Below are 15194 nucleotides of genomic sequence, written 5' to 3'. Positions count from 1 at the left end.
ACTTTTCTTATTCAATCATTCGGTAACGACGTTGCCACGTCACAATTTCACCGGCTTCGTTATTCACCTGAAGCTGGCTCACCACGCGAAGCGTTAACTCATCGGTATTGCCGGTGTAGTTGACGCGAAAATACCGGCTGTTGATGGAGAGCAGCCCGGCCACCTGCGGCAACTCTTCCTTCAACTGCGGGAAGGCCTGTTCCAGCGCTTTGCTGAAGACGTCCATACTTTCCCAGCCGGTTTCCGGCCGCGACGCAATCAGGCGTACGGCATCGTCCGCGGTGAGTTTTCCCGGGAACAGGGCTGCCAGTAAGGGCGCCTGCTCCGGCGTCAGGGTATTGACATCCACCTTGCTGGCCGCGTCCGGCAGCGCGCATAACAGCTTGCTCACTTTCGGGTACGCTGCAGCAGGAAACGCCGGCAGCAGCTTGATCTCAGCAAGGGTGCGCATCATCTGATTCGCAGGCTGACGCGCCGGCACTACGCCAGACCAGGCGTCCATCTCCGCGCCCTCTTTCACCGTCGTGGCGTCGCCGTCGAGATAATCCACCAGCTGCTGATAAATTTCTTCCGCCGCCGTCTGGCTGATGCCGCCGTCCGTCAGGATCTGCTCGACAATCTTCTCTTTTCGCGGTTTTTCCGGCACGGTTGACGCATTTTGATCCTGAGCCACTTTGTCTGCGGCCAGCAGGTTATTGACGTTGAAGCAGTCCTGCGCGTCGTCGACCTGGCTGACCACCGTATAGTCTTCACCCTGCGTCTCCAGCGGCTGGTGCCAGTCGCCCGCCGGGTCGAGCGGTTTGCTCTCGCCGCTGGCGTCGTTCTGCAACCGGTCTTTCACCACTTTTTCCTGCGCCTGCATTGCCCAGCGCAGCTGCTGCTGGCTCACCTGATAGTGGGTTTTCTGCAAATTACGGCAGAACTGCTGGCTGATTTTGGCCGCCAGGGCCGACATCATGACCAGCAGGATCAGCACAACCAGCAGGGCAACACCGCGTTGCTGATGGACCCGGCTCATGGCTTCACGTCCGGCGCAGGCGCATTTTGCGGGGCAGGCGCGTTTTCTGCCGCCGGTGCCACCGCTTCTGGTATCTCTCCCGGCGTGGTAAACACCCAGCGCCAGGTGTCGCCATTTTCCATGGTCAGCGTAAGCTCCACGCCGTCTGGCAGATGGGCAGAGTCACCCCAGCTTTTTTGCCAGCCCTGGTGATAAAACCGCCACTGCATCGCTTTCACCTCGCTGACGATAGGCACTTCATCGGGTTTGACGTCCGCCGGGCTGTCAATCACCGGCCAGACGTCGCGATACAGACGCCCTTCTTCCAGCCGCCAGCGCACGCGCTCCAGCTGGACCGTGCCACTCACGCCGTTCAGCGTGGTAAATTCCACGGCATCGCCAACCTGTAAAAACAGATCCGGCGCGTTGCGCGGCGCCCGCGCCTGCAGCTGGAAAAAATCGCGCTCCATCAGGCTCCAGGCACGCTGAAGCTGATTAAGCTTCGCCGCGCGGGTATCGGTTGCCGAACTGGTGCGCATCGCGCCGTCGAGAATTTGCCAGGCCAGGGTGCTGATGACCGCAAAAATGGTCAGCGCAATCATGATCTCCAGCAGGGTAAAACCGCGCTGGCGTCGGCTCGTCTTCACTTGCTCTCTTCTCCCGGCCCAATGATCTGAAGCGAAATGACCGGCTGGCTTTTATCGCCTTCGGCGTAAACGCGGATGGCATTGGCCCAACCGCTATTGGCGGTTTTCACCCGCTGCTTATGCCAGTACCAGCTGCGCCCCCCCATGATTTCCGTCCCCTGCTCCTCGGCATCGGGAAAATCGGTTTTGCTAAGCTGGGCTTCAGCCAGCTGATTTTCTGCAACCCAGCTGGCCTGCAGCGTTTCGGCCAGCCCATGGGTGAAGCGCACGTTCAGGGAGACGGAATTCATCAGCGCCAGCGCGGCGGTGGAGAAAATGACCAGCGCCACCATCACCTCCAGGAGCGTCATCCCGTTCTGCTTAACCTTGCCTTTAGTCATCGTTCTCTACCGAAACCGGGGCCGCGCCCTGCGACACCACGCGGAAGTGATGCTGTTTGTCGTAACTTTGCAGCGTCAGCGTAAAACGGCCAATCTCACCGTCCGGCAGAAAGAGGATCTGGGGGTCGGCCTCGACGTTAGCCGCCAGACGCTGAGGCGAGAGCGACACGTGCATCTCTTCCGGGAAATCGCCCTTCGTGGTAATACGGCCGGCGGATAACGGCACCCAGTGACGTTCGCCGTTTTTATCGTCGAGCGTGACCAGCTGATATTTATCGGTAGCGATCACCAGCCCGACAATATTTCCGTCCATGACCGCGCGGTCTGAACCATAATCAACGAGGGCTTTTAATTGCTGACCAAATATATCCGCACCGCTGCGTGAGGGTATTGTTGAGACAACCATCATGGCGCAACTGGCAAATATCACCAGCGCCAGAATAATTTCCAGCAACGTAAAGCCGCGTTGATTCTTCATTATTTCTCTTTCTTATCCAGAGACCAGTTCGTAATATCGTCTGCGGTGTTGGCTTCGCCATCAGGACCGGCAGAGAAGACGTCTACGGCGCCGTGTTCACCCGGGCTGACGAGCAGATAATCGTTGCCCCACGGATCCTGCGGCAGGCGGCGAATATAGCCGTCGGCGCGGTAGCCGTTGGGAATAGGCGCGATCTCAGGCTTGGTCACCAGCGCCTGCAGCCCCTGCTCGGTCGTTGGGTAGCGGTGGTTATCGAGCTTATACATATCCAGCGAGCCTTCGAGCGCAACAATATCGCTGGTCGCCTTTTGCGCGTCCGCTTTTTCTTTATTACCCATTAAATTGGGCACCACCATACTCGCTAAAACGCCGAGAATAACGATCACCACCATTAATTCGAGCAAGGTGAACCCCGCCTGGCGAGCCAGACGTTTTGTTTTTATAGCCATGATTTAACCTACCATATTATTAAGTTGCAGAAGCGGCTGTAATATTGACAGCACGATGAATAAAACAATCGTCGCCATGGAGACCACCAGCGCCGGTTCAAATACCGAGAGCGTTAACGTAATACGATGCTGTAGCGCCGACTCCTGGTTCTCCGCCGCGCGGTCCATTAAGTTGCCTAACTCGCCGCTCTCTTCGCCGGAGGCAATCATGTACAGCATGGTGGGCGGGAATAATTTCGCCTGCTCCAGCGCGGCATAGAGCGAGGCCCCCTGACGCACGGTATCCGCCGCCTGCTCCAGCACCTGCCGGGCGTAGAGGTTTTCGATACCGTCCATCGCGATATACATCCCTTCAAGCAGCGGCACGCTGCTCGCCTGCAGGATGCTGAGCGTGCGGATATAGCGGGCGCTGTTGATCGCGCACACCAGCTTTTTAATCGGCGAGCCGTTCACCAGCCAGCTGTGCCAGCGAAAACGGTTTTTGGCGTTTCTGAGCCAGGTCTTAAAGCCAACAAACCCGCCGCCGAGGATCCCCACGATGTAGATCCCGTACGCCTGCAGGAAATCGCTCACCGCAATCAGCGTGCGGGTGGTGATCGGCAGCTGCTGCTTCATGTGGGTGAACTGCTCGATCACCTGCGGCACCACCGCCACCAGCAGAATGCTGATGACCGCGATGGCGACCACGGTGAGGGTAATCGGGTAGACCATCGCCTGCGTCAGCTTGCTCTTCATCTTCTGGCGCTGCTCGTTGTACTCCGCCAGCTTCTCCAGCACGTCGCCCAGGTGGCCGGTCTTTTCACCGGCCATCACCAGCGTGCAGTAGAGCTTGTCAAAGGTGCGCGGGAACTGGCTGAAGGCGTCGAACAGGGTGTGACCTTCCACCACCTTCTCGCGGATCTCCACCACCATTGCCGCCAGCTTTTTGTCTTCCGTTTGCTTCGAGATCGCTTTCAGCGCGCTCTCGAGCGGCAGTGCGGCGTTGACCAGCGTGGAGAGCTGACGGGTAAACATCGACAGCACCGGCGTGGAGAGCCTGGCTCCGGTTTTTGCTTTTCCGGCAGACGCCGCTTCACGGGTTTCGCTGATGCTGACGGGCATCAGCTTTTGCTCGCGCAACATCTGGCGAACCTGCTTTTGCCCCTCGGCCTGCAGCGTGCCGCGCTGGGTTTTGCCTGCGACATCCGTCGCCGTCCAGGCGTAGAAGGCCATTACGCCTCCCCCCCGCGCTCGGCGGTCACACGCATCACCTCTTCCAGCGAGGTGACGCCGCTAATCACCTTCAGCAGCCCGTTTTCGCGCAGGCTGTAAGCCTGCTTAAAGAGCTGCGTCTCGATGGACATTTCGTCTTTATCTTCATGAATGGCGCGGCGCATGGCGCTGTCCACCACCAGGAACTCGTGAATACCGGCACGGCCCTGATAGCCGCTCTGGCGGCAGTGTTCACAGCCCACCGCGCGATAAATGGCTTTTGGCGGCGCGTCCATAAAGCTGAACAGCGCTTTTTCATTGGCATCCAGCGGACTGGTGGTCCGGCAGTGCGTACACAGCCGACGCACCAGACGCTGGGCAATGACACCGAGCAACGATGAACCGATTAAAAAGGACTCCAGCCCCATGTCCCGCAGACGCGTAATCGCCCCGGCGGCGCTGTTGGTGTGCAGCGTAGACATGACCAGGTGACCGGTGAGCGACGCCTGCACCGCAATTTGCGCGGTTTCACCGTCACGAATTTCCCCGATCATCACCACGTCCGGGTCCTGACGCAGAATAGCGCGCAGCCCGCGGGCAAAGGTCATGTCCACGCGCGGGTTAACCTGCGTCTGCCCCACCCCTTCCAGCTCATATTCGATCGGGTCTTCCACGGTCAGGATGTTGCGTTCGTGGCCGTTCAGCGCCGAAAGAATGGCGTACAGGGTGGTACTTTTACCGGAGCCTGTCGGCCCGGTGACCAGGATAATGCCGTGCGGGCGCTCAATCAGCCCTTTTAACTTCTCCAGCTCTTCATCGATCAGGCCCAGCTTGTTGATGTCGGGCTTGAGATTGCTTTTATCGAGCAGGCGCATGACCACGCGCTCGCCGTACTGGGACGGAATGGTCGAGACGCGCACGTCGATCGCCTTGCGGCCAATGCGCAGTGAGATACGGCCATCCTGCGGCAGACGTTTTTCGGCAATGTCGAGTTTCGACATCACCTTGATACGCGACACCAGCAGCGGGGCGAGCTTACGCGCCGGTTGCAGCACCGGGCGCAGCACGCCGTCAACGCGAAAGCGAATGCTCAGCGTGCGCTCGAAGGTTTCGATATGGATATCCGACGCGCCGTCCTTAACCGCCTCGCCGAGAATGGCGTTGATCAGGCGGATCACCGGCGAGTTTTCGTCGTTATCAAGCAGATCTTCGTTATCCGGGATCTCCTCGGTTAACGCCATCAGGTCGATATCCGCATCCATGTCGTCCACCAGCTGCTGTGAAACGCCGCTGCTCTGCTGCCAGATTTTGGCCAGCATCTCGTCAAACGCTTCCGGCGTCACAGTAACCGGGACGAACGCGCGGCCCAACACCCGGCGCACTTCCAGCAGTGCTAACGCCGGGGTGTCCTCACGGATATAGACGTCATTGTTGTAAAGCAGAACGCCGTTATCTTTTGCGTAGCTACTGCTACACAGTGTTTTACTCAGTTCGTCCACGTTGCCCCTCCGCCTTACTCTTTAAACGGATTGCGTGTCGCGCGGGTTTTCACCGGTGCGGCGTGAGGGCTTGCTGAAGGAAACGCGGGCAGGACGGCATTGTCGCTCGGCTCAACAATACCGAGCTTTTTCTCTTCCACGCGCTGCATCTGGCGCACCCGGATCTGGTCATATTTCTCTTTCGAGGCCGCGCTGTAGTTGTCGTCGTCACGCAGAACGGTGGTATGAATGAACACCATCAGGTTGCGCTTGGAGGTATCCTGGGAGGTGTAGCGGAACAGCTGACCGACCAGCGGGATATCGCCGAGCAGCGGCACTTTGGACACGGACTGTTTGGTCACATTTTCCATCAGACCGCCAAGCACCACCGTCTGGCCACTGTGGACCATCACTTCGTTATTGATCGTGCGCGTATTGAAGGTTGGGCCGAGGCTGGAGTCTTCCGTCGCGCTGTTGTCGACGCTGGAGACTTCCTGCTCAATCTTCAGATGGATCATGTCGCCATCGTTAATCTGCGGCACAATTTTCAGCTTGGTACCGACCGTCTTACGCTCAACGGAGTTAAAGACGTTGTCGCCACTGGTGGTTTGCGAACCGGAAAGTACCGGCACATCCTGGCCCACGTTGAACGACGCTTCTTTGTTATCCAGCGTGACCACGCTTGGCGTGGAGAGGATGTCATTTTTGCCGTCGGTGGAAAGCGCAGTCACCAGCGCACCAAAATCACCGTTAAAGAAGCCGGTCGCCAGGCCAGTGAAGCTCGCCCCTTTCATAGTGCCATTTTTAATCTGGCTGATTGGCAGGCCGGTGGAGCCGAACTGCACGCCGCCGTGCTTGCTGGTCCACTGCACGCCGAGATCCAGGCCGTTCCCGTCCTGCACTTCCGCGATGATGGCTTCCACCAGCACCTGCGGACGACGGATGTCGAGCTTGTCGATCACCTTCTCAAGGGAGTTCATCACGTTAGGCTGGGCGGTAATCACCAGCGAGTTGGTTGCTTCGTCGGCGGTAATGTTCAGATCGCTGGACGCTGGCGCGGTTTTCGACTTCGGCGCGCCGGCCTTGTCCTTCAGCTGCTCGCCGATGCCGGTGAGTACCGGCACCACCTTGGTGGCGCTGGCATACTTGAGATAGAAGACGCGGGTATTCCCCTCGTTGTTCTGCTCGCGATCCAGCTGATGGATCAGGGAGCGGGTCCGCGCGCGCGCATCTTCCGAACCGCTGATCACCAGGCTGTTGGTTTCGTCATCGGCCACCACTTTGGTCGCCAGCTGCGGCGCGTTCTGCCCTTTCTGCTCTTCGTTGTTGAGGTTATTCAACATCTCCGAGAGCTCTTTGGCGGACGCAAAGCGCAGCGGCACGATTTCACGACGCTGAATACCGTCTTTGTCCACGCGCTGGACCAGATCCACCAGGCGGTTCACCACCGAGGCTTTACCGGTAAGCAGCAGGACGTTGGACGGCTCAAAGTGGACCACGTTACCGATGCCGGTGGCATCGTTGAGCTGACGCAGCAGCGGCGCCAGCTCGCGAACAGGCACGTTTTCCATGCGCACAACGCGGGTGATGATCTCGTCGCCTTTGCCCGGATTTTTACCGTCGGCCAGCGGCGCACCGGCGGTGCGGGCAATGCTCGAGCGCACCACTTTAACCATGCCGTTATCCATCGGGATCACCGACAGGCCGTACAGGTCCAGCACGCTCAGGAAAAACTGGTAATATTCGTCTTCCGTCAACACGTTATAGGTTCTGACCGACACCGTGCCCTGAACGGACGGGTCGACCAGAATGGTTTTGTTCAGATTGCGGCCTACCGTATCAATAAATTCGCGGATATCGGTGTTTTTAAAGCTGGCGCTAAAGTTAGCTGCGAGCAGCGAACTGGAATATAACGACAATGCGGTCAGCGCCACGCACGCCCAAGGAAATTTCTTCATGTCTGTACACTTGTTAATTGTTTAGAACATTGACCCGAATATTTTCAAGGTGAGCGTGACGTCTGACGACGACCTCCGCTTCTTTCATTTTCGACCAGTTGGCAATAATATCTTTTGCCTTTTTTGCATCGGTCATATCGACAGAATTGACTTTTACCGCCACATCACCTTTTTCCAGACCGGCATGACTGTAGAAGTCAGAGGCATTCCTTGGATTAATGTTGTAGCCTTCCAGCTGGCCCTTTTCGATAAGTGGCTTTAACACCAGATAATCATCCAGATGCACGCTTTCAGCACCAGCATCTTTCGTCGATTGGGTTATCGGGCCGCTGTCAACGCCGCCCTTAAAATAGTCAGGTTTATTTAACGCCAGTACCTGCGTAGCACCTTCGTAATTAACCACCACATTGTCTTTGTTTATTTCCTGAATAAAGGCATCGTTAAAACCGGTCAGCGCTTCGCCTTCGCGATAGCTCTTTTGACCACCCGGCGTTTTGATCACGGCGAAGGACAACCAGGCATCGTCGCTGCGGACGATCCCCTCAATTTCGGCAGCGAGCGGGGCTTTTCCGGCTGCTGGCAGGTTGTCCTGACGCACGGCGGCGGTGAAAAGTGAAAATGTCTTTTCTTCCTGACGTTTTCTTTGCGGTTTCGCCGCTGCGTTCGCGAGTTTATTCGTCACTTTTTTATAATCTTTAAAAATGACGTAGCCTTGCTGACCGCAAAAAATCAGCAATACAAACATAATACAGGGCGTTATCCACCGTGAAAAAAGTGAGAGCCTCATTATTCATCTGGCCTTTAGCAAAGCGGAAATAAGCAGCGTCATGCTGCGCCAATATGTGACATAAATAGTAATTAGCGGCCTGACAATCGACCACCTGCTTCGCCGTTAACTTTGATAAAGAAAAAGATTGACCGCCAAAAAAACCAGTGTTAGAAGAAGCCGACAGGTTATTTTTACCCTGCCCGTAAATTGACCATGACGCACCCTTGCCGTACTTTTCTGGACCATTGCTATTCATGCCCAGAGACGGTAAGTCGTTATGTATCAGAGTCATTTTAAATTTAATCACCCGCCTTTTCGAAAAATTACCCGCGCCTCGGGCGATTTCTTCGTGCCGTATCACCAGGATATTTTCAACCTGCTGAAAGAGAAAACCCAACAGGCGGGGATTATTGGGCTCTTTGCAGACGATGCCCCGCTGCTGGGCCAGTTCAGCGACGCCCTGAAATCCGCAACCCCTGACGTTATTGCCATCAACGCGTTTCCAAAACTGAGTGCCAGTAGCCTGCTGTATAAACTCAACCCGGGAACGAAAGAGAGCAAAAACCGGCTTCAGGCGGTGGATGCCATCCTGCACCAGTGGCAGGGGGGAAAAAGCAGGACGAAAGTGCTGGTGATTAGCCATACCGATGCCATGAAAGAGACCTGTCGGGAGGTGCTGGCTCTGCTGCTGACGCGCGCGCAGGAGCTGGAGTTTCGTCTGTCCGTCGTACTGATGGGTGCAGCGGATCGGGAAGCCGTTCTGATGCAGCAGTCTGAACTGCGTGAATATGCGCATACCTGCCACACTCTGCGACCCCTTACCTGCCGCGAGTTTCTCAGCTACGTTCAGGCGCAGTGTGAAACGCACGGGTGTGAGCACTCGCCGTTGACCCCGGCGCGCGTACGTAAAATGCATGCGCTGACCAAAGGGAATATCAGCAAGCTGAACGAGCTGGCGCACCTGTCGATGCTCGCCGCCTGGGCCGAACGCGCAGAACAGGTTAGCCCGCGTCATCTGCGCCTGGCGGCCGGCGAGATCCTGCCTGCGAAAAAACACGGTATGCGCCTGGCTACCGTGGGGCTGTTCGCCTCCGTGCTGTTCGCTGCCTGCGGCTGGTATTTGACCTCCTCGATCGGAGCAAGACTTCCGATTCAACTGCCGGTGCCCGCGAGCTGGAAACAGCAGACGCCCATCGAGCAGGCGCCGGTGGTGCCGGCTATCGACAACGAGGTGGTTAATCAGCCGGATGCGATGCATCAGCTCTATCTGATGTGGGGGTATGACGCCTCGGCGGACGATGCCCTGTGCCAGAACGCCGCGAAGGTGAACCTGATGTGTAAGCAGGGAAATGCCTCACCGGACGCGCTGGCCCAGGAAGGGTATCCGTGGGTGAGTGAACTGAAAACCGGCAACCACCTTAACTATGCCGTGGTCGCCCGCGTCGGGGATAACTCACTCGACCTGCTGATGAATAACCGCACCTGGCAGGTAAGCCGTCACTGGTTTAACCAGCATGCCACCGGCAATTATACCCAGCTCCACCGCCTGACGCCGGAAGGCAAAGACGCCATCAGCGCCACCAGCGATGCGAAGGACATGGGGTGGCTGGATCAGCAGCTGAGCCAGGCCCTTGCCGAGCCGGAAACCCACGCTCAAACCTGGACGACGGAGATGATGAAACGCACCCGCGAGTTCCAGCAAAAAATGCATCTGCGCGTCGACGGTATCCCGGGTGAAGAGACGCTGATGCAGTTGATGCGCGACACTAACACCACGCCGAGCGTGCTGCTTCAGCCCCCCCATGCCGCACCGGACGCGAAAACGCAGGAGAAGCATTCCTAATGTCTACCATCTGTCTTGCGGCTCAGCGCAGCTACGTTTCCGGGGAGGCGGTCTGGTTTTCGTACCGCATTCCCCGCCTGAGAAAAATCGCTTCTAACGCCTTTTTAGGAATAGTAAGCCTCTGCGTCATGCTGATGGCGGGGCTGTACGCCCACGTATACTGGCAACTGCGCCACCCTGCGCCGGAGCCGGTAAAAAAAGTGAACGTGGCGAAGCCCGAGACGCAGCTTACCGATATGCACTACGTGTACGTGAGCAAGCCGTTCCCGCATCCGCACCCGAAACCCGTCCCGGTGCAGGCCGACGTCCCTGCCATGCAGGATCTGCCAATTAACAGCGACGACGCCGACTGGCAGCAGATGCCTGACGGCACGGTGCCGCACGATACCTCGCGGGATACCCTCCCCGGAACGGAAGCGCACGACGATGCCGTCTCCCCCCGCACGGAGGGTGACGACGCATCATTAACCGAACTGTTTAAGCAGGCGTTAAAAGAACAAGAGCAGGATTATTCGCAAGGGAAAATACCCGCACCGCCGGTTGACGAAACGCAGGATAATACTCAGGCGGACGCATTACATAAAGAAAGTTCCCGGTCTCCATTAAGTAAAAAAGGAGACCGGCTGGAATAGTTAATATTTTTCAGGCAGGTTGGTGATATTAAGGAGTCGACCCTTTTCCACCACAATGTATTGACCTTTTTTCAGATCGGAGAGGATTTTTATAATCGTACTGCGTGCCAGGCTGGTGTATTCCTGAATATAATCATAAACATTAATATCGCGTTGATGATGTACAATCAGTTCATTAATTTCCAGCAAAAATTCGCGCACGACAGAATAGGCGCTGCGGGCAACCAGCACGTCATCGCGCTTGCTCAGGAGACAGATATACCAGGCCAGCACCTTGGTGAGTTCAGGCCACAAGCCTTTCTCGGTCATCAGTTGAGAGAAAACGCTTTTCGGAATCGAGCGCACCACGGTATTCGAGCGGACCAGGCCATACATATGGGACGAATGATAAAAAATGGAAGAGAGTCCAAAAATGCACTGCCCCTGCAGGGTGAACAAGCAGAGCTCGTCGGATTCGCGGCGGAATTCCACTTCACCGCTGACGATAATATGAATAAATTCATTATCGACGGTGGAAATTTTTTGCCATTTCTTTAACGATTTTTCTTCAAATCCTTCCGTTGCGGAAATGATTTTTTCTATTTCATGATGAGGACGTAATTTTCTGCCGTAAATGCTTAACATTGTTATACCCGAATTAAGATGTAAATTTTAGATAAAAAATGGCCACGGTGGAACCACCGAAACTATTCGTATAATCCTGATAAAAAACTTCAAGGAGAAGTGATAATAAAAATCACTGTGCAGGTGTTATTTTTTATAAATACTTAGCAAGCTATACGTCTATCTTAAATGAGGGTACTTTTAAGTCAATTAACTAAAAATGAATTGAGAATGTACTTAAGATTAATCTCAAGAAAACTAAGGTAATACGGCCTGGTCAGGGGCAGCCCTGAGGACTACCCTTGCCCGTACTTCTCTAAAAGCGCCTCGGCGATGGCCAGGGTTTCTACATCAGCCACGCCGTTCCACAGCGCGGGGCGGAAGTGCATTTGAAACGCACTGATCACCCTCTTCTGCTGCTGTTCCGTGGCGTTGTCCGGCACCTCGTAGCCATAGCGTTTCAGCACATCAAGCAGCGCACCGCGCTCGACCTCCTGATAGCGCGGCCGCCCGTTAAGATAGAACGCCACGCGCGCGGGATCGGGCCAGGCTCCTATCCCCTGCTGCGCCAGCTGCTGCCACGGAAACAGCGGGCCGGGATCGTCTTTACGCTGCGGAGCAATGTCGGCATGGGCAACCACGTTCTGCGGCTGAATGTCATAGCGGGCAATAATGTCCCTGGCAAGCGGGATCAGCGCTGCAATCTGCGCAGGCGCAAACGGGGTAAAGGTTTTCACGCCGCCACGCGTTTGCCAGCCGCGGTTCTCGAGCTCAATCCCCACGGACGTATCATTTATCCGGTTGGTACCGCGCCAGAAGCTAATGCCCGCATGCCAGGCCAGCTCGCTCTCGGGAACCAGCTGCCAGATGCGCGGCTTGCCGTCCGGCGCCGGGGGGTTGGCGGGGATCAAATAGTGAGAGCTAACGTTTTTATCCGTCAGCGTGGCAAGCGAGCTGTCAAAATCATCCGCGGTGTAGTGGATCACCAGCACCTTGATGCGCGGGTAAGCCGCCTGCGCCTGATGACGTGTATCCAGCTCGTAGGCACCTTTATCGATAATCCCCTTTTCCGTAACGCATCCTGCCAGCAGCAGCGCCAGCAGGAGCGTGGCAAACGCACGCCTCATCGCAGGGTTTTCACCGCCGTACCGCTTACGCTCACCATCAGCATGCTGCCGTCTTTCCCGACCGTTTCGTAGTCAATATCGATTCCCACGACCGCATCCGCGCCGAGGGCTTCCGCCTGCTCGCCGAGCTCTTTAAAGGCGATTTCGCGTGCTTTGCGCAGCTCTTTTTCGTATGCGCCAGAGCGGCCACCCACGATATCGCGGATACCGGCAAAAAAGTCACGGAAGATATTGGCGCCGAGAATCGCTTCGCCGGTGACCACGCCGCAGTACTCGGTTATTGTCTGTCCTTCCAGGGTTGGCGTTGTTGAAAACTGCATGGTTTCTCTCCTTCTTTAGCGTTCAATGCCTTAGGCACAGCATTATCGGTTCGTTACGCTATGATTGAAAGGATAGTTAATAAATAAGGAAATCAACATGCGCTATTCAGCTTTAACACTTTTAGTGCCCTGCGCGCTGGTGCTCAGCGCCTGTACCACCACGGTCACGCCAGCCTTTAAGGATATCGGTACCCGCAGCGGCCCCTGCATTGAGGGCGGCCCGGACACCGTGGCGCAGCAGTTCTATGATTACCGCATTCAGCACCGCAGCAACGACCTCACCGGCCTGCGCCCGTATCTGAGCGATGGTCTGGCAAAACTGCTTAACGATGCCTCCCGCGATCCGCAGCACAACGCGCTGCTGAAATCCGACCCGTTCTCCAGCCGCACCACGCTGCCGGACAGCGCAGAAGTGGCCAGCGCGTCAACCATCCCGAACACGGATGCCCGTAATATTCCGCTGCGCGTGAAGCTGACGCAGGGCAGCCAAACCTGGCAGGACGAAGTGCTGATGATCCGTGAAGGCCAGTGCTGGGCGGTGGACGACGTACGCTACGTGGGCGGCAGCGTGCATGCCCCGGCCGGCACGCTGCGCCAGTCGATTGAGAACCGCTAATTCATCAGTGATAAAAATGTTACCCCCGTAAAATGTCCGGCATTTCTCGCGGAATGCCGACATTTATACTCGCCGCCTTTGCCCTTCGCTATTTTGTGCTATGTTTAAGAGGAAATACGGGTTATATTTAACTTTTAACGCAGAAATATTGCATAACTATTCTGTCAACGGTACTATCTGCGGCCTCAATTGCTATAGATTGCCTGGATGAGTAAAGACTGCCCCGATGAGTATTAAACTAAACGGCATTAACTGCTTCTACGGCGCACACCAGGCGCTGTTTGACATCACGCTGAACTGCCCGGAAGGCGAAACGCTGGTTTTGCTTGGCCCAAGCGGTGCAGGCAAAAGTTCCCTTCTGCGCGTCCTTAATCTGCTTGAAATGCCTCGTTCAGGTACGCTGGCAATTGCCGGTAACCATTTTGATTTCGCAAAGACGCCGTCTGATAAAGCGATTCGCGAGCTGCGTCAAAACGTCGGCATGGTCTTCCAGCAATACAATCTCTGGCCGCACCTGACGGTGCTGCAAAACCTGATTGAAGCCCCGTGCCGCGTGCTGGGGTTAAGCAAAGATCAGGCCATCGCGCGTGCCGAAAAGCTGCTGGAGCGTCTGCGCCTCAAGCCCTACAGCGACCGCTACCCGCTGCACCTGTCCGGTGGTCAGCAGCAGCGCGTGGCCATTGCCCGTGCGCTGATGATGGAACCTGCGGTACTGCTGTTTGATGAACCCACCGCCGCGCTGGACCCGGAAATCACCGCCCAGATCGTCAGCATTATTCGCGAGCTGGCGGAAACCAACATTACGCAGGTTATCGTTACCCACGAAGTGGAAGTGGCGCGTAAAACCGCCAGCCGTGTGGTGTACATGGAAAACGGGTATATCGTTGAGCAAGGTGATGCGAGCTGCTTCGCTAACCCGCAAACCGATGCCTTCAAAAACTATTTATCTCATTGATTGTGTCAGGGGAAATATAATGAAAAAAGTATTACTTGCCGTGCTGCTTGCTGGCGTTACCCTTTCCGCTACCGCAGCTCAGACCATTCGTTTCGCCACGGAAGCCTCTTACCCTCCGTTTGAATCCATTGATGCGAACAACAAAATTGTTGGCTTCGACGTGGACCTGGCTAACGCCCTGTGTAAAGAGATCGATGCGACCTGCACCTTCAGCAACCAGGCGTTCGACAGCCTGATCCCAAGCCTGAAGTTCCGCCGTATTGACGCCGTAATGGCCGGTATGGACATCACCCCGGAGCGTGAAAAGCAGGTGCTGTTCACCACCCCTTACTACGATAACTCTGCCCTGTTCATTGGTCAGAAAGGCAAATTCACCTCTGTCGATCAGCTGAAAGGCAAAAAAGTGGGCGTGCAGAACGGTACCACGCACCAGAAATTCATCATGGATAAGCATCCGGAAATCACCACCGTGCCATATGACAGCTACCAGAACGCGAAGCTGGATCTGCAGAATGGCCGTATCGACGGCGTATTTGGCGATACCGCTGTCGTGACCGAGTGGCTGAAAGCCAACGATAAACTGGCGCCAGTGGGCGACAAAGTGACCGATAAGGATTACTTCGGTACCGGTCTGGGGATTGCCGTTCGTCAGGGCAACACTGAGCTGCAGCAGAAATTCAACGCTGCGCTGGAAAAAGTGAAGAAAGACGGCACCTACGAAACCATCTATAAAAAATGGTTCCAGAAGTAA

At 56.0% G+C, this 15194-nt stretch carries 18 protein-coding genes; 5 read left to right on the top strand and 13 right to left on the bottom strand.

Annotated features, from left to right (window positions below):
- Positions 1-7: 7 nt before the first annotated feature.
- The 10 genes from gspK to PI91_RS26005 are packed head-to-tail and all read right to left on the bottom strand — an operon-like array spanning position 8 to position 8639.
- Entirely contained in the window at positions 8-1018 is a 1011-nt protein-coding gene (gspK, locus tag PI91_RS09900) for a type II secretion system minor pseudopilin GspK (protein WP_039266058.1), read from the bottom strand.
- Positions 1015-1644 carry a type II secretion system minor pseudopilin GspJ gene (gene gspJ / locus PI91_RS09895; protein WP_039266057.1) on the bottom strand — a complete coding sequence of 210 codons (630 nt, stop codon included), beginning with the start codon at positions 1642-1644 and terminating at the stop codon, positions 1015-1017. The genes gspK and gspJ overlap by 4 nt, the downstream gene beginning before the upstream one ends.
- Positions 1641-2024 (bottom strand): type II secretion system minor pseudopilin GspI, encoded by a 384-nt coding sequence (gene gspI, locus PI91_RS09890; RefSeq protein WP_023292909.1) that lies wholly within the window; start codon positions 2022-2024, stop codon positions 1641-1643. Before gspI ends, gspJ begins: the two co-directional genes overlap by 4 nt.
- On the bottom strand, positions 2017-2502 hold the full coding sequence (gene gspH, locus PI91_RS09885; RefSeq protein WP_008500017.1) for a type II secretion system minor pseudopilin GspH: 486 nt from the start codon (positions 2500-2502) through the stop codon (positions 2017-2019). Before gspH ends, gspI begins: the two co-directional genes overlap by 8 nt.
- The gene (gene gspG / locus PI91_RS09880; RefSeq protein WP_008500018.1) at positions 2502-2951 is read right to left on the bottom strand and encodes a type II secretion system major pseudopilin GspG; all 450 of its coding nucleotides are present in this window, start codon (positions 2949-2951) and stop codon (positions 2502-2504) included. Before gspG ends, gspH begins: the two co-directional genes overlap by 1 nt.
- Positions 2952-2954: 3 nt before the next feature.
- A complete protein-coding gene (gene gspF, locus PI91_RS09875) occupies positions 2955-4163 on the bottom strand; it encodes a type II secretion system inner membrane protein GspF (RefSeq protein WP_023343664.1) in 1209 nt (402 codons plus the stop codon).
- A complete protein-coding gene (gene gspE / locus PI91_RS09870) occupies positions 4163-5641 on the bottom strand; it encodes a type II secretion system ATPase GspE (protein ID WP_039266056.1) in 1479 nt (492 codons plus the stop codon). The genes gspF and gspE overlap by 1 nt, the downstream gene beginning before the upstream one ends.
- 14 nt (positions 5642-5655) lie before the next feature.
- Positions 5656-7578: a type II secretion system secretin GspD gene (gspD, locus tag PI91_RS09865; RefSeq protein ID WP_023343662.1), complete on the bottom strand. Its 1923-nt coding sequence runs from the start codon at positions 7576-7578 to the stop codon at positions 5656-5658.
- A gap of 13 nt (positions 7579-7591) precedes the next feature.
- Complete coding sequence (gene gspC, locus PI91_RS09860; protein ID WP_039266055.1) at positions 7592-8323, bottom strand: type II secretion system protein GspC; 732 nt, start codon at positions 8321-8323, stop codon at positions 7592-7594.
- Complete coding sequence (locus PI91_RS26005) at positions 8274-8639, bottom strand: hypothetical protein (RefSeq protein WP_157841586.1); 366 nt, start codon at positions 8637-8639, stop codon at positions 8274-8276. Before PI91_RS26005 ends, gspC begins: the two co-directional genes overlap by 50 nt.
- Here PI91_RS26005 and PI91_RS09855 point away from each other — a divergent pair.
- Positions 8625-10190, top strand: coding sequence for an ExeA family protein (locus tag PI91_RS09855; RefSeq protein WP_039266054.1), 1566 nt, complete (start codon positions 8625-8627; stop codon positions 10188-10190). The two genes, PI91_RS26005 and PI91_RS09855, sit on opposite strands and share 15 nt — an antisense overlap.
- The gene (locus tag PI91_RS09850) at positions 10190-10822 is read left to right on the top strand and encodes a hypothetical protein (protein WP_032674442.1); all 633 of its coding nucleotides are present in this window, start codon (positions 10190-10192) and stop codon (positions 10820-10822) included. Before PI91_RS09855 ends, PI91_RS09850 begins: the two co-directional genes overlap by 1 nt.
- Here PI91_RS09850 and PI91_RS09845 read toward each other — a convergent pair whose 3' ends face one another.
- The 3 genes from PI91_RS09845 to PI91_RS09835 form a co-directional block, all read right to left on the bottom strand.
- A complete protein-coding gene (locus tag PI91_RS09845) occupies positions 10823-11446 on the bottom strand; it encodes a helix-turn-helix domain-containing protein (protein ID WP_023292914.1) in 624 nt (207 codons plus the stop codon).
- A gap of 275 nt (positions 11447-11721) precedes the next feature.
- The gene (locus PI91_RS09840) at positions 11722-12552 is read right to left on the bottom strand and encodes an N-acetylmuramoyl-L-alanine amidase (RefSeq protein ID WP_008500027.1); all 831 of its coding nucleotides are present in this window, start codon (positions 12550-12552) and stop codon (positions 11722-11724) included.
- Entirely contained in the window at positions 12549-12872 is a 324-nt protein-coding gene (locus tag PI91_RS09835) for a heavy metal-binding domain-containing protein (RefSeq protein ID WP_008500028.1), read from the bottom strand. Before PI91_RS09835 ends, PI91_RS09840 begins: the two co-directional genes overlap by 4 nt.
- A 97-nt stretch (positions 12873-12969) precedes the next feature.
- Here PI91_RS09835 and PI91_RS09830 point away from each other — a divergent pair, with 97 nt between their 5' ends.
- From PI91_RS09830 to artI, 3 genes are all read left to right on the top strand, one after another.
- Positions 12970-13488, top strand: a complete 519-nt coding sequence (locus tag PI91_RS09830) for a lipoprotein (protein ID WP_039266053.1) — start codon at positions 12970-12972, stop codon at positions 13486-13488.
- Between the two features lie 226 nt (positions 13489-13714).
- On the top strand, positions 13715-14443 hold the full coding sequence (gene artP, locus PI91_RS09825; RefSeq protein ID WP_008500030.1) for an arginine ABC transporter ATP-binding protein ArtP: 729 nt from the start codon (positions 13715-13717) through the stop codon (positions 14441-14443).
- A gap of 19 nt (positions 14444-14462) precedes the next feature.
- On the top strand, positions 14463-15194 hold the full coding sequence (gene artI / locus PI91_RS09820) for an arginine ABC transporter substrate-binding protein ArtI (RefSeq protein ID WP_008500032.1): 732 nt from the start codon (positions 14463-14465) through the stop codon (positions 15192-15194).

The sequence above is a fragment of the Enterobacter sp. FB genome (assembly GCF_000805795.1).
Lineage (GTDB): Bacteria > Pseudomonadota > Gammaproteobacteria > Enterobacterales > Enterobacteriaceae > Enterobacter > Enterobacter roggenkampii.
Note: the sequence above shows the minus strand (reverse complement) of the source record. Positions and strands in the feature narration are given on the sequence as shown.